Genomic DNA, 22,008 nt, shown 5'->3' with positions numbered 1-22,008 from the left:
CGCCTACGCTTCCAGTAGCTCAAGCAGCCGCCGGCGTTGGATCTTGCCCGTGGCCGAGCGTGGCACGGTGGGCACGAAGCGGATCGCTTTCGGCACCTTGAAGCGCGCGATGTGCTCGCCCGCGTGCGCGATCAGCTGCGCCTCGCTCACCTCCATTCCCGGCTTGAGCGCGACGACGGCCTCCACCTCCTCGCCGTAGATCGGGTGCGGCACGGCGATGGCCACGGCTTCCTGCACGGCCGGATGGCTGAGCAGCGCCGCATCGACCTCGTGGGGCGAGATCTTCTCGCCGCCGCGGTTGATCAGCTCCTTGATCCGGCCGGAGAGGAAGACGTACCCGTCGGCATCCAGATAGCCGTTGTCGCCGGTACGGAACCAGCCGTTGGTGAAGGCAGCAGCGTTGGCCGCGGGATTGGCCAGGTAGCCGCGCGTCACGTTCGGGCCGCGCAGGCTGACCTCGCCCTCTGAACCGCGCGGCAGCTCCTTGCCGGCGTCGTCCAGCACTGTGACCTCTACGCCATAAGGCAGGCCCACGGAGTTTTCCTTGCGCTGCGCCGGCGGCAGCGGGTTGGTCGCGATCTGGTGCGCGGCCTCGGTCATGCCGTAGGCCTGCAGCACCGGCACCTCGAACAGCGCCTCGTAGCGCTGCTGCGTGGCCGGCGCCAGTGCCGATGAGCAGGAGCGCACGAAGCGGAACTGCCGGCCCTTGCCCGCGTCCGCGGGGCCAGCGTTGTTCAAGAGGATCGTGTGAATCGTCGGCACGGCGCTGTACCAGGTCGCGCCGCCGCCCGCGCCCGCCTCGTCCCAGAAGCTGCTGGCGCTGAAGCGCGGCGGCGCGATGATCGTGCCGCCGCTGAGCAGCGTGGCGAAGGTGCTGGCGACGAGTCCGTGCACGTGGAAGAGCGGCATCACGCAGAGCGTGACATCGTTTTCCGTGAGCTGGTAGGAACTGGCGACGTTGCGCGCCGAGGTCAGCAGGTTGGCGTGCGTGAGGGGCACTGCCTTCGGCCGGCTCGTGGTGCCGGAGGTGTAGAGCAGCAGCGCATCGTCGTTGGTATCGATCGCGGCGCCCGGCTGGGGCGGCCCGATCGGCGTGCCCTCGATCGATACATGGCCGCCGGCGAAGCGCAGCAGGGCGCGGCGCTCGGGCGGCACGGCGGTGCCGCTCAGCGCGCTTTCACTGCCGGCCACGGCGAAGGTGAGCACGGCGTGAGAGTCTTCGACGGCGAAGTCGATCTCCTCTGGCTTGAGCTGGGGGTTGATCGGCTGGCAGGCAGCGCCGGCCTCCAGCGCGCCCAGGTAGCCAAAGAGAAACTCCGGGCCGTTGGGACCGATGAAGGCGACGTGATCGCCGTGGCGCACGCCCAGGCGCCGCAGCTCGGCCGCGGCCTCCGCCACGTGAGCGCGCAACCCGGCATAGCTCAGGGCAAGGTTTCGCTCCGGCGCAAGTACCGCCGTCTTGGCGGCGTCGCTTCGTTCCAGCAGATCGATCAGGGTCCGCGGCTGAGTCGCCATCGTCATTGCACTCCCGTTCGTCACTGAAGTTGAGCGTGAAACGTACGTGGGCGTAGCGCAACGGCTCAGGGTGCGCCGGCGGCAGCCGAGCCCGGCCTGCGCAGCAGGCGCACGCGGTCGATGCGGCGGCGATCGACTTTCTCCACGCGCAGCTCGAAGCCGTCGCCGGCGAAGAGATCGCCCTCGTGCGGCTCGCGTCCGAGGTTGAAGAAGATCAGCCCGCCGATCGTGTCGGCCTCGTCCTCGTCGAGCTTCAGGCCGAAGCGCTCGTTCACGTCGGTGACCAGCACCGTGCCGTCGATCTCCGCCTCGCCATTGGGCAGCTCGACGATATCGGGCGCGATCACCTCGAACTCGTCGCGCACCTCGCCCACGATCCGTTCCAGGATGTCCTCCATCGCCACGATGCCGGCTGTGCCGCCGAACTCATCGAAGACGACGGCGATGTGCACCTCGGCGCGCTTCATCGCGGCGAGTAACTGATCGATATGCATACTGTCCGGCACGAACAGCGGCCGGCGCATCAGCCTGCGCAGGTCGAACACGTCCTCGTTGCCGGCGAGCCAGGCGCCGAGCATGTCGCGCACGTAGAGGATGCCGATGATGTCGTCGATCGTCCGCCGGTACACGGGATACTTGGTGTGCCGCGTCCGGCGCACCGCCTCATATACCGCATCGCGCCCCGCTTCGACCGGCAGACCGACGACCTCGGTGCGCGGCACCATCACCTGGCGGGCGCTCAGCGCCGAAAACTCCAGCACGCCGAACAGCATCTCCTGTTCCTCCGCGTCCAGCACGCCGGCGCGCGTGCTGGCGGCCACGATGATCTTCAACTCCTCCGGCGAATGCGCCTCGGTGCCATCGCCGGCCGGCCTGAAACCCGCGGCTCGCAACACGGCCGAGCCTGCGGCATTGAGCAGGGCGATGAACGGGCGGAAGACGGCGATGAACAGGCGCATCGGCCGGATTACGGCCAGGGCCACCCGCTCGCTGCTCTGCAGCGCCACCGTCTTGGGCACAAGCTCGCCCGCGACGATATCCAGTGCGGTGATCAGGGCGAAGGTGATGATAAGGGCGATCGCGTGCGCCGTCACCGGCGCCCAGCCGCGCGGCACGAAGTCGAAAGCCGGTTCCAGCATCGTCGCGATCGTCGGCTCGGCCAGGGCGCCCAGCGCCAGGCTCGTCATCGTCACGCCGAGCTGGACGGCGGCGATCAGTTCCTGGATGTCGTTCAGCGTGTCGAGCACCAGGCGGGCGCTGCGGTTGCCCTCCTCGACCAGCTTGACCATGCGGCTCTTGCGCAGGGTCACGAGCGAGTATTCGCTGGCAACGAAGTAGGCGTGCACAAGCTCCACGAGCACGACGACGAGGAGCTTGAGGAGATCGCCGTAGAAACCGCTCATGCCCGCCGGGCTTCGTTCCGGCTGCGTGCGCCGGCATCTCGAACCACGTGGAATCCGGCTCAGTATAGCAGCCGGGTCGCCGTCGCCGGCCCGCCGCTCGCTTGACAGCGCGTGAGAGCAACGGGGATGATCAATTTCGCGTCTCTCCCGTGGGAGGGCGGAGCGGGGGAGCGAAGCGATGACGGCAGCCACGGCAGAGGCGGCGCTCGATGCCTTCATCGAGGCAGCTATGCGGCAGGACATCCCCGCCGTGCTTGGCTCACTGCTGCCCGAGGCGCTGCCGCAGCTAGGCGTGCTGAACCTGGCCGGCATCGGCACGCTCCAGAGCCACGAACTGCTGGAACGCCGCGCGGCGGGCGCGGACACGGTGCTGGTCGTCCGCCTGCATGCCGACGAGGACGTCGAGCTGAAAGTCACCTGGCGGGAGAGCAACGGCGCCTGGAAGATCGCCGGCGCCTCGCGCGTACAGCCAGCGGCGGGCCGCGGCGTGATGGAGCAGGCCGCCGGCGCCATCTCGGCCGATCTGCGCTGGCTGGCCGCGCCGACCGAATGGGGCGTGCGCGCCCCGGTCGGATCGCACGGACTCACGCTCGATGCCATCAACATCGGCAGCTACGGCGTGATCCCCGCGCACAGCGCCCACGCTACGCAGCGCCCGCGCGGCGCCGCGGTCAACGCCGACACGCCCGGCATGGGCATCTCGATCTTCGAGCAGGCCGAAGTCTGGTCGCCGATCGCCGCCTCGCTCTACGAGGAGGCGATCCAACGCCGCTGGAGTCCGGCCACGGACGTGCCCTGGGAGAGCCTCGCGGAGCTGGCGCCGGAGGATGAAGCCGCGATCTGCCAGCTCTGCACCTCCATCTCGGAACGGCAGATGCTGGCGGCGGACGTGCCCGCCGGCTGGGAGCACCGCATCAGCTACGACTTCCACGAGGTGAAGCTCTTCCTCGCCACGCAGATCTTCGATGCGGCACGCCACGTCGAGGCGTTTCGCAAGCGGGCGCTGGCGAACGGCGGCGGCCTTGGCCGGCAGAGCCCCGGGAACGTCGCGCGGCTGATCGCCGAGGCGCAGGTTTTCTCCGAGTTTTCGCTGCTGCTGCACGTGCTGGTCGGCGCGCAGACGGCGCTCTGGCTGCGCATCGGCGCGGCCTGCGCGCCGGGCCCGGCGGAGTACCGGCTCTTCGCCCTGGCGCAGCAGGATGCGGCGAGGCACCTGGCCTACGGGCTTAGCCACCTGCGCTTCCTGCTGGAGCGCGAGCCGGGCCGGGCCGCGGAGCTTCAGCGCTACCTCGATAAGGGTGAAGGTATGCTCGCCTCCGATCTGGAGCGCGACCAGCCGCTGCGCGACGCGCTGGCGCGTCTGTTGCGTCCTGATGGCGCCGGGGCGGAGGCCGGCAGCGCCCGGCTGGACAAGCTGGGTGAGCGGTGGATCGCGGAGTACCTCGCGCGGCTGCGCTGGGCGGGCCTGGCGGAGCGCGAGCAGCGGCTCGATGCGCGGCTTAAGGCCGTGATGACCAACGTCTGAACCCGCGCCGCCGAGGCGGCCAACGGTATCATTCAACGCATGAACAACGCACGAATCATCGGGCGGAATGGGGTGAACAACCATGCCAGTGTTTCCATCGGTCGAATGGTTCAACGACGTGCGCGAGATCATCAACCACGACGAGGCCTACCGACATCTCGGCACCTGCGACGCGGAGATGGGCGTCGAGGTCGGGGACAAGTTCTTCAAGCTGACGTTCGAAGCCTTCGAGTGCACGGGAGTTGAGGAGATCGCGCGCCAGCAGGCCGACGATCTCGACTTCACCCTGGTGATGCCGTACGAGGGCTGGAAGGAGATGATCGAAAACATCAAGCAGAACGGCCGCGCCGACCTGCATCACACGCTCAACACGCTCGACCTCGCGGCGCCGGATGAATTCGCCCGCGCCAAAGACTACTACCGCCGCGACCTGTTCTACCGCTTCAACCAGTCGTTCCAGAACTTTTTTGACGCCTCGGCCAAGATCGACACGCAGTTCGCGGAGGCGGGCGTGGCCCGCTGAACCGCTCGCCGCCCGCGCGGGGCCGAGCCTGATCACTCCGCGTAAAAGTCACGCAAGGCGGCTTCCACGCCGGCAGCGATACCCGGCCATTCCGCGCCGGGCGCGCGGCGGATCGTGACGAAGTCCTTGAGCAAGAAGACGCCGCCCACGCCGGGCACGGCGAACAGCGCCCGTGCCAGCGGTGAGAGGAACGCTTGCTGCGGGCTGCTGTAGGTCTCGCCGCGCCCCTCGGTCACGAGGCGATTCAGGCTGAACTTCATCGTCTCGGGGTTTGGCGTGGCCTGCGCCGTGATCTGGAGCGCGCTCACCACAGACTCACCATCGGATCACCATCGCCATTCTCCCTGTGCCCGCGCTCAGCTCGGCGCCAGCGTGGTGAAGACGACGATGCGCTTGTCATAATCGTGCGTGCGCGGGCTGAACGTGCCGGTGCAGGTGATCAGGTTCAAACCCTGGTGCTCGGCGTTGCGGAAGATGCGGTCGATGCTGCTGTTGTCCTTCGCGTCAAAGGTTTCGCTGGCAGTGACGCTGAAGGTCAGCGTCTGGCCCTCCACCGACACCACCTGCACGGCGTCCCCGGGCTGTAGCAGGTGTAGATTCCAGAACACCGCCGCACCATAGTTGGCGAAGTCCACATGCCCATCGATCACCGCGCTGCCCCAGTCACCCGGATGCGTGCCCTTGTCCCACCAACCCACGTCGCGCGGATTGTCGGGCGATGCCATTGCACCGTTGGCGTCTTCGCCCAAGGGCACAACGCGCGCATCGACGCCGATCCTGGGGATGATCAGCCGCGCCGGCGGCGGTGAGGGCGGCGGCGGCGTGGGCGAAGGCGAGGGCGAGGGCGACGCCGTGGGCTCCGGCGTGGGCGTCTCGGTCGGAGCCGGCGTCGGTGGCGGCGAAGGAGACGGGCTCGGTGCAATCGGTGTAACCGGAGACGCGGTTGACGTAACGGCATGAGGCGTGGTGACCGCCGCGGCGCCGTTGCTCGCCGTGGGCGGCAGCGTGGCGGCCCTGCCCCTGCTCGGGGAGGCGGCGCACGCTGTGAGCCCCAGCGAAGTGCCAGCGACGACGAGGCAGGCGAGCGCGACGGAGGCGCGGCGGGGATTGGGCATTTTCCGGGCCTCGTGGGTAGAGGCGGTACAGCGGGCGCCGGCGGACAGGTGGGGCAGGCGTCCGCCCGCCCCACCTGTCCGCCGTTGTGCCGGGCGGCGTGTCCGGCGTCGCTAGGCGCGACGCCGTGCGAGCAAGGTCAGGCCGCCGGCGCTCAGACCCAGCGCCGCGGCCAGCGCGAGCAGCGCGGCGAGCGTGGCGCCGTTCCGGCCCTGCGCGCCGCTGCCGGTGTTGGGCAGCACCACCGCAGGCGCGGCGGCCGGCGCAGCCGCCGGCTTCTGTGCGGCCGCTACGGACGGCTTCTGCTGGCTCGTGCCGCCGAGGCCGGTCTGCGGCGGCCGGTTGGGAACCACGGCCGTGGGCGCCACGGTCGGCGCCGTCGTCGGCCGCGCGGTGGGCGGCGGCGGCGGTGTGCTCGGCGCCCTGGTGGGCGGCGGTGGCGGCGTCGGCGCGGTCGTGGGCGCCGGCGTGGGCGTAGCCGCGCTCACGGTCAGATTAAGGCTGACCGCCGTACCCTGCACCGCCGGCAGCGTGCCCGTCGGTGTCGCGGGCTGCCCGCCCACACTGAAGCTGACCGTGGCGCCCGGCGTGGTGCAGCCCTGGATCGCCTGCACGTCCACCGTGTACTGCCCGCTGGCCACGCTGCCCGTGCCGCAGGTCACGCCGCCGACGCTGGCGGTCACGGGCGCGCCGTTGGCCACGGACCCGCTTGCGGAGGTGACGCTGCCGAAGAAACGGGCCGACGGAACGGCGGAGGGTCCGCCGGCGTTGCTCGCCGGCGTCGGCGAACCTCCGGTTTGGGCGAAGACGCCGCCGGCGCTCGTCAGCGCCAGCCCGCCGGCGAGAGCGAATGCCCCCGCGAGTGCCGTGAACGCCAGTAATCTGCCTGGTAACCGCATGCAACCCTTCCCTGCGCGAGTCTTGCCGGCCGGCTCGTGCGCGCCGGCACGGTCTACCCCGCCGCGCGGCGGGGCCGCGGGTGCGCCCCGCGGCTTTGGGGAGTATAGCGGCATGACCGGCAGCGGGCTACTCCATGCAGCCCGACGTACCTAGCCAAGCCTACTCCGGTTAGAGCGATGGCACGGTCTGCGTCGCGTGAGCGGCGAAGCGGATTTGGATGCGGCAGGGTTGCGACGTATCATCAGGCCGTGTCGTGGCGGCGCAGTCCGCCGCGTGGAACGGCGATGGACATCCTCGCAGGCACGATCGCGGTGCTGCTGGGCGCGCTCGCCGCCTACCATGCGACCGGCGCCCTGCGCCGGAGTCCCTTGCCGGCGACCGCGAACGGGCTGGCCGCGCTGCTCGGCGTGGCGCTGGTCTTCTGCGGCCTAGAGTTACTGCTGGGTACACCGGCGGGGCTGCTGGTGATTCCGGTGCTGGCCGCGCGACGCGCCCTGGCGCTGTACAACGCCTGGCTGCTGCGCGGCCGTTGGCGTCGGGCGGATCTCTGGCCGGCCGCGGGCGACCTGGCGCTCGGGGCACTGGCGGTGGCCGGCGCGGCCTGAGCGCGGCCGCCGCTCGTGCCGACGATAATGCTGGCGAGCGGCCCGTCCCTGCGCTGCTGGGGCGGCGCATTCGAGAATGAGGCATGGATTCAAGACCGGCGCGGGGCCATGCGCGCGGGCAGGCGACGGAGTTCCGTCGCCGGTTTTGAAACCGTCGGTCAACGGCGAGGAGGGCGCTGCAAAGCGGCGACGTGCGGCCGGAGAAGAACGCGATCTACGTTGCCCTGGGCATGCTCGGTGCGAGCGCGGCGCTGTCGCTCGGCCTGGGCGGACTGCTGCATTCGTTCTTCCACTTTTCCGTGCACGACGTGCGCCGCCTCGTGCACGGGTTCGGCCCGCTGGGCGCACCCTGCGTTTCGCTGATGATCGCGCTGATTATCGTCTTCGTGCCGATTCCCACGATTCCCATCGAAGTCGTGGCCGGTGTGGCCTACGGCATCGTGGCCGGCACGTTTCTGGTGCTCGTCGGCCATCTGCTCGGCGCCCTGATCGCCTTCCTGATCGCGCGGCGCTTCGGCCGGCCGCTGCTGCGCCGCTGGCTCGGCGATGCGGCCGTGAGCAAGCTTGATCCGTTTGCGGCGCAGTCCGGCTACTGGTATGTCTTCTTCATGCGCCTGCTGCCGCTGTTTGACTTCAAGCTGGTGAGCTACGCCTCCGGCCTGACGCCGATGCGCACACGGACCTACATGCTCGCCACGGCGACCGGCATCTTCCTGCCGATCCTGATCCTCGACGCGATCGGCGCCACCGCCGCGGCGCGGCCGCGCGAGGCCGCCGTGATCGCCGCGGCCTACAGCCTGGCGATCGCGGGCACGATCGCCTACTTCCTCGTGCCGCGGCGCAAGCGCGTGGTGCACGTCCGCATCGAGCATCCTCTGGACGCGCCGGTGGTGCGTTTTACCGGCCACCTGCGCGAGCGCGGCCGCGAGATCCCCGCCGGGGCGCTCGTCGCTGCGCAGCTCGGCGCGCAGATCCTCGCCAGCACGCAGACGCGAGACGCGGGGCTCTACGCGCTGGATGTGTGCGCGGCGGATCACTGCGCCGCCGCAGGCACGCCGCTCAGTTTCAGCATCAACGGCCGGCCGGCTGAGCAGACCGCAGTGCTGCCGGCGACCACGGGCACGATTGCGCTCGACCTGAATATCGCCGATGCCACCCGGCATGTGGAGCTGGTGCGCCGGCCGGGCGACGAGCGCGGCGGCGCCTTCCACGGCGAAGCCGTCTGATCGCGGCCCACCAACCTTCGCTGCTGCGCTCTTGTTCTACGCCGCCATTTGGATCGCACTATACCGGTTATGTAGTGGTCGATGCCCATCTCCACGCGCTACGGCGAGGCTACGTCCGGCGCGACCTGGAGCGCGACCGCGGACGGCCGCGCCGGCCTATCGCCGCCTCAGCGACGCCGGAGCGAGTCCAGCCACCGCGTTCGGCGACGAGCCACGCGTCCACCACATTGACGCCGTGGAGCATCTTCCGAATCCGTCGCGATCACAGCGCGGCGGGTCCGCCGCTGAGATTCCGCACCGCGGGCTCCCAGTTCAGCGATCGCCGCCGGTCGATCAAAGCGCGGCGCTCCAGCGCGGCCGCTCAGGCGGTGGACCGGCCGGGTTTGCGCGACGGCTATGCTACACTCAACCCCGCGGAGCCGCGCGGATGCCCGCGATTCGCTGCCGTGTTCCGGCGCGGGAAAATCGAGAACGTTTGAAATTATGTCGAGCTGAGACTGCGGCCCGCGCACCGTCCGCGACGAGTGGCGGTTGGGAAAGGGTGGAGACGGCGGACTCATGACGCAGCAGCAGAAGGCCCTGGCCTGGATGATCGGCGCCTTGCTCGCGGTTTCGCTGGGCGCCTTCGCCTTTTTGGGCGGCTATTTTGTGCGCAAGACCACCGAGCCGGCCTCGGCATCGGCGCCGGCAGCGGTCGCGGCAGCGGCGGCGACCGCCGGCGCCGGCAGCGCCTCGGCCTCGGCATCCGGCAACGTCGACTTCGGCGTCTTGCAGGAGATCGACAACGTCCTCAAGGCGAACTACGTCGATCCCAGCCGCCTGCAGGACCAGCAGGCGTTGAAGCAGGGCGCGATCGACGGCCTGCTGAACACGGTGGGCGACAGCCACCAGGTCTACGTGCGGCCCGAGGATGTGCAGTTCGAGGAGACCGATCTCTCTGGTCAGTTCGAGGGCATCGGCGCCACCGTGCAACAGAAGAACGGCCAGGTCTCGATCGAGAGCCTGATCCCCGACTACCCCGCCTTCAAGTCCGGCAAGCTGAAGCCCGGCGACATCATCCTCGCCGTCGATGGCGCGTCGATGCAGGGCAAGACGACCACGGACGCGGTGAAGGCGATCCGCGGCCGCGCCGGCACCAACGTCACCATCAGCGTGCAGCACAACAACGGGCAGAAGGAGGACGTAACCCTGACCCGGGCACAGATCCTGATCACCAGCGTGCACGCGGACGCACTCAAGGACGCCAATGGCAACCCCGTCACCGACCTCGGCTACCTCCGCCTCTCGCAGTTCCAGCAGTCGACCGACAAAGAGGTTGCCGACTATCTCAAGAGCATCCAGGGGAAGGGCTACAAGGGGCTGATCCTCGACCTGCGCAACAACCCCGGCGGCTATTTGCAGCAGACGGAGAACATCCTCAGCGACTTCCTCAAGCCGGGACAGACCGTGCTGATTACGCAGGACCGCAACGGCAAAGAGAAGGCGGACAAGTCTGCCGCGCAAAGTGTGAGCAGCGACCTGCCGCTGGTGGTGCTGGTGAACAAGAATAGCGCCAGCGCCAGCGAAATTACGGCCGGCGCGATCCAGGACAACGGCCGCGGCAAGGTGATCGGCGAGCAAACCTTCGGCAAGGGCACGGTCAACCAGTTCTTCCCGCTGCCCAAGGACGGTGGCGAGCTCTACGTCAGCATTGCCCGCTGGCTGACACCCAATCACGACCAGATCGAGGGCAAGGGCATCACTCCCGACATGGTCGTGCACCTGGCCGACAACGACGATCCGCAGAGTTATTTCAACGCCCAGCTCTACGCGGCGATCGACTACCTGCACAAGGCAAACCCGTAAGTGGCGGAAAAACGCAAGGAAGGCGGCAGGGACTCGCGCAGCGGGACGATAACCGTCAACCGCAAAGCCTTTCATGACTACGAGATTCTGGAGAAGGTCGAGGCCGGCGTAATCTTGACCGGCACCGAGATCAAGTCCGCGCGCGAAGGGCGCGTCAACATCCGCGACGCCTACGCCCGCGAGGATCACGGCGAGCTGTGGCTATTCAACGCGCACATTTCGCAGTACGACAAGGGCAACCGCAACAACCACGAGCCGGAGCGGCCGCGCAAGCTGCTGCTGCACCGCTGGCAGATCCGCGATCTGTCAGACAAGGCGCGGCAGCGCGGCGGCACGATCGTGCCGCTGGCGATGTACCTCAAGCGCGGCATGGCCAAGCTGGAGCTGGGCGTGGCTCGCGGGCGCAAGTCGTACGACAAGCGCCAGGCGATCGCATCGCGCGACGCCCAGCGCGAGATCGCCCGCGGCCTGCGTCACAGCGATCGCTAGCCGGGCAGGGTTGAGTGTGCTATACTCAAGCTGCGGCCGGCCCAGCGCGCCGGCACGCCAGGGGGACGACAGGGCTCGACAGGGAAAGACGGACTGGGGTTGCAAGCCGAGGTGCCATCGGCCTCGTAAAACTGGTGGCAACGCTGTAACTGGCGAAAATCAGTACGCTCTCGCCGCTGCATAGCGGCGACGTCCGCCCCCTCCTCGGCCCGGTGGGAGGGGATGCGGGCGCCACAATGCCGGGCTGCCGCGTCGCGTCACGCCGATAGCGCCCGCGAAAGACCCATCGGCTCGCCCCAAAGGAGTTCGGCAGTAGACGCCGGCGGGGCCAAATCAAACTGCTGCCTACGCTTGTAGTAGACCTCAGACGGGTTTCAACTGGACGGGGGGTTCAATTCCCCCCCGTCTCCACCACCAACAAACGGGCCGGCGACACTGCCGGCCCGTCCTGCTGTCGGAGTGACCGGCTCAGCGCCGCTTGAACTCCCGTTCCAGCGTAGCCGCGCTCAGGTGCACCATCGTCGGCCGCCCGTGCGGGCAGGTGCGCGGCGCCTCGCAGCCCTCCAGTTCCAGGACCAGGGCGCGCATCTCCTCCAGACTCAAAACTTTGCCGGCGCGCACGCTGCCGTGGCAGGCGAGCGTTTTCAACAACCGCTCGTGCGAGGGCGCCTCGTGCTCTTCGTCCAGCGCGTCGAGCAGCCGCGTCAGCGCCCGCGCCGGGTCGGCCCCGGCCAGGATTGCGGGCAGCGCCCGCAGCAGCAGCGCCCGCTCGCCAAACGGCTCCACTGAGAATCCGTGCGCGGCCAACAGCCCGCCGTAACCGGTGAAGACCGCGGCCTGCGCCGGTGTCAATTCCACCGGCACGGGCGCGAGCAACCCCTGCACCTCGACCGCCGTCCCTTCGCGTTCCCGGCAGATCTGCTCGTAGAGCACGCGCTCGTGCGCCGCGTGCTGGTCGATCAGGTACACGCCCGTCGGGCCCTCGGCCACGACGTAGGTCGAACCCGTTTGGCCGACCACGCGCAGCAGCGGCAGGCGCGGCGCCTGCTCCCGCAGGCCGTCAGGCTCTTCACGGGCGCCGGTGTGGTCGTCCGGGCGCAGCAGCGTCTGCCAGAGCGGCGCCTGCGCCGGCTGCGCTGCGTCGAGCACCGCCGGCCCGCCGAAGCCGATCGCGCCGGCCTGGCTCATCGCGGTGTCCGGCCCCAGGGTGAAGTCGGGCACAGGCGCCTGGGCGATCAGCGTGCGCCGCACCGCGGCATGCACCGCGCCGAAGACGGCGCGCTCGTCGCGGAAGCGCACCTCGGCCTTGGTAGGGTGCACGTTGACATCGACATCGCCAGGAGGCAATTCGACCAGCACGACGGCGATCGGGTGCCGGCCGACGGTCAAGAGCGTGTCATACGCCTGCTCGATCGCAAACGCGAGACGGCGTGGCTGCACCCAGCGACGATTAACGAAGAGCATGATGCCGCCGCGCGTCGCCCTGCTGAGCGAAGGCGGACTGATCAGGCCGCGCACTCGCGGCGCCAGATCGCGGGCGCCTTTCTCTTCATCGACGATCGCCAGCATTTGCGCCGCCAGCTCAGCGCCCAGCACCCGCGCCGCCGCATCGCGAGCCTCGCCGCTGCCCGTGGTGTGCAGCACCTGCCGCCCGTCGATCGTCAGCAAAAGGCGCAGTCGCGGATAGGCCAGCGCATAGGGATGCACGACCCCCGCGACCTGCACGGCCTCGGCGGCGGGCGAACGCAGGAACTTCAGCCGGGCGGGCTGGTTAGCGAAGAGGCCGCGCAGTGCCACGGTCGTGCCCTGCGCCTGGCCGGCGGCTTTGCGCTCGACGAGCCGCCCGTCGCGGAACAACGCCCGGCAGCCCACGCCTTCGCCCTCGGCATGGCTGCTGAACTGCACCTCGGCAGCCGCCGCGATCAGGCTGGGCAGCGCCTCGCCGCGGAAGCCCAGCGTGGTCAGTGTGGCCAGGTCGCCGGCGCTGCGCAGCTTGCTGGTGGCGTGGCGCTGGAACGCCGTTTCGACCTCGGCGGCCGGCACGCCGCGGCCGTCGTCGGAAACGCGGATGAGCTCCAGCCCGCCGCGCGCCAGCTCGATGCGGATCGCGCCTGCGCCGGCGTCGATCGCATTCTCGAGCAGCTCCTTCACAGCGGATGCCGGCCGCTCGATCACCTCACCCGCGGCGATCGTCGCGGCGACGTCGGGCGGCAGCACGCGGATGGACACGCCGGCGCTCCTTCTGGCCGAGTGTAGCACAGGCGTTCAACTTCGAATTCGTGCCACTTGACAAGCCCGCCGCGCGAGATATCGTAGTGCGACAACAGGCTGTCGCGATCGCGCCGCAGCGGACGTGCGCCGTGGTGCCGGCTCCCGGTCCTGACCGACGCGCCCCATCCGGCAGCGCCCGTAGCCGGCAACGTCTTCCTGCGCGCCAACCACGTCGCTACTCGCGGCGCGCGGCCTCGCGCAGCTCGTAGAGCCGGCGGATCGCGTCCAGCGGCGTGAGGGCGTCGATGTCAAGGGCGCGCAGCTCCTCGACAAGCGGCGAGGGCTGCGCCAAGAGGCTGAGCTGCACGCCGGTCGGCGCCCGCTGCGCGGCGCGGCCGTTCCGTCCGGCCGCGGCGCGCGGCGCTTCCAGCTCGGCAAGAATGGCCTCGGCGCGCTGCACCACGGCGCGCGGCAGCCCGGCAAGCTGCGCCACGTGTACGCGGTAGCTGCGGTCGGCGCCGCCGGGCACGATCGTGTGCAGAAAGACGACCTCGCCGTCCTCCTCGCCCACGGCCACGCTGCAGTTGCGCACGCGCGGCAGCGTCGCCGCCAACCGGGTCAGCTCGTGGTAATGCGTGGCGAACAGCGTGCGCGCCGCCGACCGCTCGCGGTTGTGCAGGTACTCGACCACGGCACGGGCGATCGCCAGCCCGTCGTAGGTGCTGGTGCCGCGCCCCACTTCGTCAAACACGATCAGCGAGCGCGGCGTGCAGTGGTTGAGAATCTGCGCCGTCTCCACCATCTCAACCATGAAGGTCGAGCTGCCGGCGGCAAGGTCATCCTGCGCTCCGACGCGGGTGAAGATGCGATCCGCCACGCCGATCCGCGCGGAACTCGCCGGCACGAAACTGCCGATCTGCGCCAGCAGCACGATCAGCGCCACCTGGCGCAGATAGGTCGATTTGCCGGCCATGTTCGGACCGGTGAGCACGATGATCTGCTCGCCGCCGGCGGACAGCTGCGCGTCGTTCGGCACGAAGGCGCCGGGCAGCACGCGCTCCACCACCGGATGGCGGCCGGCGCGGATCTCGATCGCGTCGCCGTCGTCTACCAGCGGCCGGCAGTAATCGTGCAGCGCCGCGATCTCCGCCAGGCCGGCGGCCACGTCCAGTTCGGCGATCGCCTCGGCGGCGGCGCGGATACGGCCGGCGTGCGCCGCCACCGCCGCGCAGAGCCCACGGAACAGCTCCGTCTCCACCGTCTCCAATCGCTCCTGTGCGCCGAGCACCCGGCCTTCGAGTTCCTTCAATTCCGGCGTGACGTAGCGCTCCGCGCCGGTCAGCGTCTGGCGGCGCTGATAGTCGGCCGGCGCCGCGTGCTTGTAGGCGTTGCTCACTTCGATGTAGTAGCCGAAGACGCGGTTGTAGCCGACCTTGAGCGAGCGGATGCCGCTGCGCTCACGTTCCCGCTGTTCCAGCTCGGCCAGCACGCCGCGGGCGTCGCGCGAGACGGCGAGCAATGTGTCAAGCTCCTGCGAGAAGCCCGCGCGGATCACTTCGCCTTGCCCGAGCGTGCCCGGCTCGTCGGCCAGCCCCGCGCCGATTATGTCCAGCGCTTCGGTTAGGTCCGGCAGCTTCGGCAGCGCCGGCGGCGGCTCGGCGGCCAGTCGCGCGCGGATCGCCTCGACCTGCTCCAACCCGCGCCGAAGCGTGGCAAGATCGCGCGGGCTGCCGCTGCCCGCGCCGATGCGAACCGTCGGCCGCTCGATGTCTCCGACACGGGCCAGGGCGCCAAGCAGGCTCGCTCGCGCCGCGCCGCGCGCGAACGCCCACTGCACCGCGTCAAGGCGCTGGTTGATTGCACCCACGTCGGTGAGCGGCCGGCCCAGCCGCCTGCGCAGCAGCCGCGCGCCCATCGGCGTCTTCGTGCCGTCGATCGCCGCCAGCAGCGAGCCGGCCTTGCCGCCGCTTCTGCCCGCTTCGAACAGGTCGAGGTTGCGCGCCGTCTGCGGATCGAGCGGCATCCAGCCCTGCGAGCTGCTCGTCGCGAGTTGCATCACCTGAGACAAAACGGCGGGCTGGTTCTCGGCCAGGTAGCGCAGGATCGCGGCGGCGGCGCAGATCGCAAGCGGCTTGCCGGCGCAGCCGAACCCTTCCAACGTCAACACGCCGAAGTGACGCAGCAGCTCGTCCTGCGCCCGCTCGTCGTCGAGCGCCGCGCCGCTCAGCGCCGTCGAGGTCGGCAGGCCGGCAGGCAATTCGGGAAGCGCTCCGCAGGTCAGCAGCTCGCGCGGGTCGAGTCGCAGCAGCTCCGCGCCAAGTTCGGCCGCATCCAGCTGGGCCGTGATGAACTGCCCCGTACTCACGTCGATGCTTGCCAGGCCGGCGCGTTCACCGTCCGAGACGGCCGCTGCCAGGTAGTTGTTGGCGCGCAGGTCGAGCAGTTGCTCGTCCAGCACCGTGCCCGGCGTGACCACCCGCGTGACTTCGCGCGGCACGAGGCCCTTGGTCGTGGCCGGGTCGGCCATCTGTTCGCAGACCGCAACCTTGTAGCCCCTGGCGATCAGCTTCGCCAGATAGGCATCGACGGCGTGATACGGAATGCCGGCGAGCGGCACGCGGAGGTCGCGGCCCAACACCTTCGAGGTGAGCGTGATCTCCAGCTCGCGGGCGCAGAGGCGGGCGTCGTCCTCAAACGTCTCGTAGAAGTCGCCGAGGCGAAAGAAGACGATCGCGTGCGGATAGCGCCGCTTCACGCCCAGGTACTGCCGCCAGATCGGCGTCGTCATGGCGACAGGGTACAGAGAAACCCGCGAGGAGCGTAGGGCGAAGGGCGAATTATGCCGAGGGGCGAGACCGCTACCACGGCTTCGGTCCGGGGTCGAGGCCGAGGAACACACGGCCGGCGATCGAGTAGAACTCGGGAGCGACGAGGACGCCGCCCGCGGCCACGGTATTCCATCCGTCGACGGCGACCGCATCCTGCCAGGCGCGCGCAGACGAAACCAGCGCCTCCGCGTTGCCCAGGCAGGTTTGCACTTCCGGCTGCCCGCGCAGCAGCGTTCGGGTGCCGCGTGGCATCTTCACCGTTGCTAACTCGGTGAAGGCGTCGATCGCCGCGCGGGCGATCCCGAGGGCGACCGCGCCGAAGTGCGGCCCTGCGAACATACTGCGGGCGTCCGATCGCGGCCCGGACCTTGGCGGCGCCCCCGGCGCTGGCGCAGGCGCCGCGAGTCCCGGCCAGCGATCGCCGAGTTCGACCGGCTGTGCCCGTCGCGCCGGAACGAAGACGCCGTCGATCGACCGAGCGTTGCCGCCGGTGCCGCGCAGTCCGGACACATGCCACGAGTGATGGATGGTGCAGTCGGGCGTGCGCACGAACACGCGGACGCGGACGGGCTGCCCGCTTTCATCCAGGCGCTGAGCTTCGCCGTCAAAGGCATCGCAGCCTTGAACCATCCAGTCCGACTCGGCCGAGCCGCTGCCGGCGAGCAGCGTCGAAGATTGCGGTGGGGCCGCGGAGGCGGACCGCCGGGATCAGTGCCCGGCAGCGGGCGCCGGCGCGGCGACGAGCGGCACGAGCGGCTCCGGCAGGGCGGTTACGCGCGGCCGGGCCATCGCGTCGACCACGCGGATGGCCGCGGGGCTGCGCTCTTTGCAGGCGCCGCACTTGATGCAGAGGCCCTGGTCGATCGCGTAGTGGCCGCCGCTCTCCTTGATCGCGTTGGTCGGGCAGATCGCGGCGCCCGCTGTGGCTTCCGTATCGCGCTCGGGGATCACTTCGTAGCGGATCAGGCCGCGGCAGACCTGAGCCGGGCAGCGCCGCTCCTGGATGTGGGTCAAGAACTCGTCCAGGAAGTTCTTGAGGCAGTTCTGCACGCATGTCGGCGCCGCCTGGCCGTGCACGCAGTTCGACCAGCGCAGCGTATCGACGATCAGGTGCAGCAGGTTGATGTCGCCCATGCGCCCGCCGCTGTCCTGGACGCGGCGCAGGATCTCGGTCATGCGCTGCGTGCCGCCGTGGCAGGTGGTGCAGCGGCCGCAGGACTCGTCCTCGGCGAACCAGGAGAAGTACTGGCAGAGATCGACAATGCAGGTCGTGTCGTCACAGAGGATCAGCCCGCCGGAGCCCATCAGCACGCCGAAGGCGCGGAACGGCTCCGGCTCGAGCACCAGGTCGATCCCTTCCTTCGGCAGGATGCCGCCGAGCGGCCCGCCGGGCTGAATCGCCTTCAGCGTACGCCCCGGGGGCACGCCGCCGCCGTTCTCGTAGAGGATCGCCTTGATCGGCGTGGCGAACGGCACCTCCAATACGCCCACGCGCTCGATGTCGCCGGAGAGGCTGACCATCTTGGTGCCGGGATTCTTCTCCGTGCCCCGCTGCCGGTACCAGTCGGCGCCGTTGCGGGTGATCAAGGGCACGTTCGCCAGCGTCTCGACATTGTTGACGTTGGTCGGCAGCCCCCAGAGGCCGGCGTTGGCGGGGAACGGCGGCTTGATCCGCGGCATGCCGCGCGAGTCCTGGATCGAGGAGATCAGGCCGGTCTCCTCGCCACAGACGTAGCTGCCGGCGCCGCGCACCACGCGGATCTCGAAGTTCAGGCCGCTGCCGAGGATGTTCTCGCCCAGCAGGCCGCGGTCGTGCGCCTGCCGCACCGCCTGCTGCACGCGCGCCACGGCGAGCGGGTACTCGTCGCGGATGTAGATGTAGCCGATCTCGGCGCCGCTCGCCTGTCCGGCGCTGATCATCCCTTCGAGGATCGGGTGCGGGTCGCCCTCCATCAGGTTGCGGTTGACGAAGGCGCCGGGGTCGCCCTCGTCGGCGTTGCAAATGATGTACTTCGGCGTGCGCCGCGCGACCTTGAGGAAGTCCCACTTGCGGCCCGTGGGGAAGGCCGCGCCGCCGCGGCCCCAGAGGCCCGAGTCGTTGATCAGCTTGATCAGCTCGTCCTGCGACATGGCCAGCGTGCGGCTGAGGCCCTGGTAGGCGCCGGCGGCGATCGCGTGGTCGATGTTTTCCGGGTCGATGATGCCGCAGACCGCCATCAAGTGCCGAACCTGGCCGCGCCAGAAGATGTGTTCCTCGATCGGCGCTACGCCGGGCACCGAGCCGCGGAGCGTGCCCACCGCCAGCTCTCCGCCGCGCTCGCCGCGCACGATCGTTTGCTCAAGCAAGCCTTCGACCCGCTCCGGCGTGACCTTGCCGTAGAGCACGCGCACCCCGTCGGGCCAGGTGACCGTGAGCATCGGCTCGACGAAGCAGAGGCCGTTACAGCCGGTGATGCCGATCTCGCACTCCAGTCCGCGCGCCTGCACGAGCGCCCGCGCCCGCGCCAGCGTCGCTTCGGCGCCCCAGGCGTTGCCGCAGGTGGCGATGCTGACCGCGACCTGAGGCTTCTGCGGCCGGTCCACTGCTGCCCAGGCCGCGTCGGCGGCCGCGCGAAGCTCTGCAAATGAAGCCATCTCTGTACTCGCATCGCCGGGAGGGACGGGGCCGGACGTACTGCCGCCGCGCAATTCCTCGCCGTCCGCTAGAGTTGGTAGTCGCCTGCCTTCAGTCGCCGCGCCAGCTCTACGGCGTCGGCCACCTGCAGCCGCCCGCGAACGGCGCCGTTGTACCAGATCTGCGGCGCGGCCTCGCAGGTGCCGTTGCATTGGCCCAGGTGCAGCCCCAGCGCGCCGTCCGGAGTCTCACCCTCCATGCCGACGCCCAGCACCGTCTCGAAGACGAGGCGGATGTTGTCGCCGCCCTTGAGCCGGCAGGCCGGGCCGCTGCACCACATCACCTGGTTGCGCGGCGGCGGCGTGGTGCGCAGCTCGGAGTAGAAGCTCAGCGCCCCGAACACCGCCGAGGCGTTCATGCGCAGCTTCTTCGCCACTTCGGGGATCGCGTCGGCGGGGACGTAGCCGAACTCGTGCTGGATCGCGTGCAGAGCCGCCAGCAGGTCGCCCTGATCGGGCTCGAACGGCGCCAGCAGCTCGCGGCAGCGTTGCAAAACCTTGAAATCGGGCATCCATCACCCCGGCGCCGGCCGGCGCTTGTTCCATCGGTCACGAGTATAGACGCGGCGCTGCGCACAGGCCAGAGGGCTCAACGGCCCCGCGCCAGGACGCCGCGGGCCACCCGGCCGGTCCGGTCAGCTCGCGGTCATGCCGCCGTCTACCGGCAAGGCGTGGCCGGTGACGAACGAGGCGCCGTCCGAACAAAGCCAGACCACGGCCGCCGCGATCTCCTCCGGCCGGCCCATGCGGTTCAGCGGGTGCGCGGCGTCGAGCTGCCGGCGGCGCTGGGGGTCGCCGCTGCCCAGCGCCCGCGCCACCATCGGCGTGTCGATCACGCCGGGGCAGACCGCGTTCACCCGGATCCCCTGCCTCGCGTACGCCAGGGCTGCGCTCTTGGTCAGGCCGACCACGCCGTGCTTGCTGGCGACGTAGCCGGAGAGGGTGGGCGAACCCTGCAGCCCGGCCACCGAGGCGGTGTTGACGATCGCGCCGCCGCCCTGCGCGATCATCTGCGGAATCTCGTACTTGAGGCAGAGGTAGACGCCCTTCAAGTTCACGGCGATCACACGGTCGAATTCGTCTTCGCCGTAGTCGACCGGCAGCGTCACCGGGCCTTCGATGCCGGCGTTGTTGTGGGCACAGTCGAGGCGGCCGTAGAGCGCGACGGCGCGGTCGATCAGCGCCTGCGCGTCCTTCGCCCGGGAAACGTCGCAGCGCACGAACGCGGCCGCGCCGCCGGTGTCCTCGATGCGGCGCACGGTCTGCTCGCCGCCCACCTCGTCCACGTCGGCGACCACAACCTTCGCGCCGGCTCGCGCAAAGGCGAACGACGACTCGCGGCCGATGCCAGAGCCGCCGCCGGTAACGAGCGCGACCTTTCCCGCGAGTTCGTCAACCATGCCCGGACCTCCGCGTTGGTTTTGTCACTGTGGCGTTGCCATTCGTCTGGGACGGCGGCGCGGTTGCATCGCTGCATCAGCGCCGGCCTCGCTGCATTACCAGATCGTGGCGCCGCCGTCGACGTTCAGCACCTGGCCGGTGATGAAGTCGGCGGCATGCGAAGCGAGGAAAACGACGGCGCCCTTCAAATCGTCCTCGCGACCCAGCCGGCCCTGCGGTGAGAGCGCGGTCATGCGATCTTCCACCGTCTTGACGAGGTAGTCGGTCATCTTCGTGGGGAAGTAGCCGGGCGCCACGGCGTTGACCTGGATGTTATATCGCGCCCACTTCACCGCCAGGTCGCGGGTGAGGGCATCGACGCCGCCCTTCGCCGCGTTGTAGGAGACGGTATCCTGCAGCTCCGGCGCGAGGCCGAGCTGGCCGGTGATCGAGCTGACGTTGACGATCTTGCCGCCGCCGCGCGCGATCAGGTGCGGCGCCGCCGCCTGCGACATCAGCCAGACGCCGGTAAGGTTGACGCGCAGCACCATCTCCCACTTGTCGAGCGGAAATTCGAGTGAGGGGGCGCCCCAGGACGTGCCCGCGTTGTTCACCAGGATATCGAGGCCGCCGAACCGCTCGACCGTGGCCTCCACGCTGCGCCCCACACCTGCGGACTCGCCCACGTCGGCCTCGAGCGCCAGCACGTCGATGCCGGCGTCGCGCAGCTCCGCCTCGGCCGGGTCAAGCCATTGCCGCCGCCGGCCGGTGATCGCGACCGCCGCCCCGGCTTCGCCCAGGCCACGCGCGATTTCCAAACCCAGCCCGCGCGAGCCGCCGGTGACGATCGCCACCATGCCCTTCAGGTCGAACAGCTCCTGCACCTTCATCGCCATCTCCGCCCGCCCCGTATGTCCGTCCACCGAGACGGTAGCGAAGCGCAGCCCTGCTCACAAGCGCGGGCGCGGCGACGGCCCATGCGCCGATTCTCCCAGGGATGTCGCGCGCTACGTGAGCCAGCGTGTGCGTGCCGCCGCCGGCGCCCGCCTGCCCTCGCGCTGCTGCGCGGCGTAGCCGAGCTGCACCAGGCCGACGATGCGCTTGCCCTCCGGCACGCCAAGCAGCGCGCGCGCCGGCGGATAGCCGATCACGCGGTTCGTACTCCAGAAGGCGCCGAGGCCCAACCCGCGTGCCGCCAGCATCAGGTTCTGGATCGCGGCCGCCGTCGCCGCGTAGTCCTCCTCGCGCACCGCCGGGTCGGCGTGCTCGGTCATGGCCACGGCGATCATCACCGGCGCCGCCAGCGCCTTCCGGTAGCCCTCGTCCGCCGCGCGGGTGACCTGGTCCTCGGAGAGCGTGCCTTGCGCCCGCAGTCCCGCCGCCGTCTGTTCGCGCCGCAGCGCTGCCAGCCGTTCCAGCGCGGCGCCCTGCACCACGACGAACTCCCAGGGCTCGGTCAGCCGGTGGTTCGGCGCCCAGACCGCGGCCTCGAGCACGCGTTCGATCAGCTCCCGCGGCACCGGGTCGGGGCGGTACGCCTTGATCGTCCGGCGCGTGTGAATCGCTTCGATCACGTCCACCTGATTCCTCCGCGGCGCAACGTCGGCCGCGACTCATTGTAGCGGCAGCGGTGTGCGGGCGAAGCGGCAGCGTTGGTCCGCCTCGCCGCCGGCCGTCGCGCGGCCAGACCGGCCGGCTGGGCGCGGTCTGAGAGGTCGGGCGCCGCTCGCTTGCTCGGGTCTGCATACGGCGCCGTGTCCGGCCGATAGCTC

20 protein-coding genes and 1 other RNA gene are annotated in these 22,008 nt (G+C 69.9%); 8 read left to right on the top strand and 13 right to left on the bottom strand.

Going from position 1 to position 22,008, the window contains the following annotated elements; genetic code table 11:
• Window positions 1–3: 3 nt before the first annotated feature.
• A complete protein-coding gene (locus VKV26_23700) occupies window positions 4–1,515 on the bottom strand; it encodes an acyl--CoA ligase (GenBank protein HLZ72920.1) in 1,512 nt (503 codons plus the stop codon).
• 65 nt (window positions 1,516–1,580) lie between these two features.
• Window positions 1,581–2,918 carry a hemolysin family protein gene (locus VKV26_23695; GenBank protein HLZ72919.1) on the bottom strand — a complete coding sequence of 446 codons (1,338 nt, stop codon included), beginning with the start codon at window positions 2,916–2,918 and terminating at the stop codon, window positions 1,581–1,583.
• A 178-nt stretch (window positions 2,919–3,096) separates the two neighbouring features.
• On the opposite strand from VKV26_23695, the gene VKV26_23690 reads away from it, so the two are divergent.
• Both VKV26_23690 and VKV26_23685 read left to right on the top strand, forming a co-directional pair.
• Entirely contained in the window at window positions 3,097–4,443 is a 1,347-nt protein-coding gene (locus VKV26_23690; protein ID HLZ72918.1) for a hypothetical protein, read from the top strand.
• 82 nt (window positions 4,444–4,525) lie between these two features.
• Window positions 4,526–4,966 (top strand): hypothetical protein, encoded by a 441-nt coding sequence (locus VKV26_23685; protein HLZ72917.1) that lies wholly within the window; start codon window positions 4,526–4,528, stop codon window positions 4,964–4,966.
• A gap of 32 nt (window positions 4,967–4,998) precedes the next feature.
• Here the strand turns inward: VKV26_23685 and VKV26_23680 are convergent, their stop codons facing one another.
• Together VKV26_23680 and VKV26_23675 are read right to left on the bottom strand one after the other, a co-directional pair.
• Complete coding sequence (locus VKV26_23680; protein ID HLZ72916.1) at window positions 4,999–5,274, bottom strand: NifU N-terminal domain-containing protein; 276 nt, start codon at window positions 5,272–5,274, stop codon at window positions 4,999–5,001.
• 48 nt (window positions 5,275–5,322) lie between these two features.
• A complete protein-coding gene (locus VKV26_23675; GenBank protein HLZ72915.1) occupies window positions 5,323–5,721 on the bottom strand; it encodes a class F sortase in 399 nt (132 codons plus the stop codon).
• A 28-nt stretch (window positions 5,722–5,749) separates the two neighbouring features.
• Between VKV26_23675 and VKV26_23670 the strand changes: the two genes are divergently transcribed.
• Complete coding sequence (locus VKV26_23670; GenBank protein HLZ72914.1) at window positions 5,750–5,926, top strand: hypothetical protein; 177 nt, start codon at window positions 5,750–5,752, stop codon at window positions 5,924–5,926.
• A gap of 266 nt (window positions 5,927–6,192) precedes the next feature.
• On the opposite strand, the gene VKV26_23665 is transcribed toward VKV26_23670, so the two are convergent.
• Window positions 6,193–6,762, bottom strand: a complete 570-nt coding sequence (locus tag VKV26_23665; GenBank protein ID HLZ72913.1) for a hypothetical protein — start codon at window positions 6,760–6,762, stop codon at window positions 6,193–6,195.
• Between the two features lie 501 nt (window positions 6,763–7,263).
• Between VKV26_23665 and VKV26_23660 the strand changes: the two genes are divergently transcribed.
• From VKV26_23660 to ssrA, 5 genes are all read left to right on the top strand, one after another.
• Window positions 7,264–7,584, top strand: a complete 321-nt coding sequence (locus tag VKV26_23660; protein ID HLZ72912.1) for a hypothetical protein — start codon at window positions 7,264–7,266, stop codon at window positions 7,582–7,584.
• A gap of 191 nt (window positions 7,585–7,775) precedes the next feature.
• On the top strand, window positions 7,776–8,810 hold the full coding sequence (locus VKV26_23655; GenBank protein HLZ72911.1) for a TVP38/TMEM64 family protein: 1,035 nt from the start codon (window positions 7,776–7,778) through the stop codon (window positions 8,808–8,810).
• 558 nt (window positions 8,811–9,368) lie between these two features.
• On the top strand, window positions 9,369–10,655 hold the full coding sequence (locus tag VKV26_23650) for a S41 family peptidase (protein ID HLZ72910.1): 1,287 nt from the start codon (window positions 9,369–9,371) through the stop codon (window positions 10,653–10,655).
• On the top strand, window positions 10,656–11,144 hold the full coding sequence (smpB, locus tag VKV26_23645) for an SsrA-binding protein SmpB (GenBank protein HLZ72909.1): 489 nt from the start codon (window positions 10,656–10,658) through the stop codon (window positions 11,142–11,144).
• A 61-nt stretch (window positions 11,145–11,205) separates the two neighbouring features.
• Window positions 11,206–11,558: a transfer-messenger RNA gene (ssrA, locus tag VKV26_23640) on the top strand.
• A 54-nt stretch (window positions 11,559–11,612) separates the two neighbouring features.
• Here ssrA and mutL read toward each other — a convergent pair.
• The 8 genes from mutL to VKV26_23600 form a co-directional block, all read right to left on the bottom strand.
• A complete protein-coding gene (gene mutL, locus VKV26_23635) occupies window positions 11,613–13,373 on the bottom strand; it encodes a DNA mismatch repair endonuclease MutL (GenBank protein ID HLZ72908.1) in 1,761 nt (586 codons plus the stop codon).
• Window positions 13,374–13,590: 217 nt separating this feature from the next.
• The gene (mutS, locus tag VKV26_23630) at window positions 13,591–16,143 is read right to left on the bottom strand and encodes a DNA mismatch repair protein MutS (protein ID HLZ72907.1); all 2,553 of its coding nucleotides are present in this window, start codon (window positions 16,141–16,143) and stop codon (window positions 13,591–13,593) included.
• A gap of 70 nt (window positions 16,144–16,213) precedes the next feature.
• Window positions 16,214–16,522: a hypothetical protein gene (locus tag VKV26_23625; GenBank protein HLZ72906.1), complete on the bottom strand. Its 309-nt coding sequence runs from the start codon at window positions 16,520–16,522 to the stop codon at window positions 16,214–16,216.
• Window positions 16,523–16,891: 369 nt separating this feature from the next.
• Window positions 16,892–18,817 (bottom strand): NADH-ubiquinone oxidoreductase-F iron-sulfur binding region domain-containing protein, encoded by a 1,926-nt coding sequence (locus tag VKV26_23620; protein HLZ72905.1) that lies wholly within the window; start codon window positions 18,815–18,817, stop codon window positions 16,892–16,894.
• Between the two features lie 68 nt (window positions 18,818–18,885).
• Window positions 18,886–19,368: an NAD(P)H-dependent oxidoreductase subunit E gene (locus VKV26_23615; protein ID HLZ72904.1), complete on the bottom strand. Its 483-nt coding sequence runs from the start codon at window positions 19,366–19,368 to the stop codon at window positions 18,886–18,888.
• 123 nt (window positions 19,369–19,491) lie between these two features.
• Window positions 19,492–20,256 (bottom strand): SDR family oxidoreductase, encoded by a 765-nt coding sequence (locus tag VKV26_23610; protein ID HLZ72903.1) that lies wholly within the window; start codon window positions 20,254–20,256, stop codon window positions 19,492–19,494.
• A gap of 96 nt (window positions 20,257–20,352) precedes the next feature.
• Complete coding sequence (locus tag VKV26_23605) at window positions 20,353–21,126, bottom strand: glucose 1-dehydrogenase (protein HLZ72902.1); 774 nt, start codon at window positions 21,124–21,126, stop codon at window positions 20,353–20,355.
• Window positions 21,127–21,243: 117 nt separating this feature from the next.
• On the bottom strand, window positions 21,244–21,816 hold the full coding sequence (locus VKV26_23600) for a nitroreductase (protein ID HLZ72901.1): 573 nt from the start codon (window positions 21,814–21,816) through the stop codon (window positions 21,244–21,246).
• Window positions 21,817–22,008: the final 192 nt, after the last annotated feature.

The organism is Dehalococcoidia bacterium, assembly GCA_035310145.1.
In the GTDB taxonomy this organism is placed as follows: Bacteria; Chloroflexota; Dehalococcoidia; order CAUJGQ01; family CAUJGQ01; genus CALFMN01.
The sequence above is the reverse complement of the archived record's forward strand: the minus strand, read 5'-3'. Positions and strand labels throughout refer to the sequence as shown.

Bases quoted from the DNA above. Each gene is read 5' to 3' on its own strand.
- VKV26_23700 (HLZ72920.1), bottom strand. From the start codon at position 1,515: ATGGCGACTCAGCCGCGGACCCTGATCGATCTGCTGGAACGAAGCGAC.
- VKV26_23695 (HLZ72919.1), bottom strand. From the start codon at position 2,918: ATGAGCGGTTTCTACGGCGATCTCCTCAAGCTCCTCGTCGTCGTGCTC.
- VKV26_23620 (HLZ72905.1), bottom strand. From the start codon at position 18,817: ATGGCTTCATTTGCAGAGCTTCGCGCGGCCGCCGACGCGGCCTGGGCA.
- mutS (HLZ72907.1), bottom strand. From the start codon at position 16,143: ATGACGACGCCGATCTGGCGGCAGTACCTGGGCGTGAAGCGGCGCTAT.
- VKV26_23660 (HLZ72912.1), top strand. From the start codon at position 7,264: ATGGACATCCTCGCAGGCACGATCGCGGTGCTGCTGGGCGCGCTCGCC.
- VKV26_23670 (HLZ72914.1), top strand. From the start codon at position 5,750: ATGATCAGCCGCGCCGGCGGCGGTGAGGGCGGCGGCGGCGTGGGCGAA.
- VKV26_23685 (HLZ72917.1), top strand. From the start codon at position 4,526: ATGCCAGTGTTTCCATCGGTCGAATGGTTCAACGACGTGCGCGAGATC.
- VKV26_23615 (HLZ72904.1), bottom strand. From the start codon at position 19,368: ATGCCCGATTTCAAGGTTTTGCAACGCTGCCGCGAGCTGCTGGCGCCG.
- VKV26_23605 (HLZ72902.1), bottom strand. From the start codon at position 21,126: ATGAAGGTGCAGGAGCTGTTCGACCTGAAGGGCATGGTGGCGATCGTC.
- VKV26_23625 (HLZ72906.1), bottom strand. From the start codon at position 16,522: ATGTTCGCAGGGCCGCACTTCGGCGCGGTCGCCCTCGGGATCGCCCGC.
- VKV26_23610 (HLZ72903.1), bottom strand. From the start codon at position 20,256: ATGGTTGACGAACTCGCGGGAAAGGTCGCGCTCGTTACCGGCGGCGGC.
- VKV26_23650 (HLZ72910.1), top strand. From the start codon at position 9,369: ATGACGCAGCAGCAGAAGGCCCTGGCCTGGATGATCGGCGCCTTGCTC.
- VKV26_23690 (HLZ72918.1), top strand. From the start codon at position 3,097: ATGACGGCAGCCACGGCAGAGGCGGCGCTCGATGCCTTCATCGAGGCA.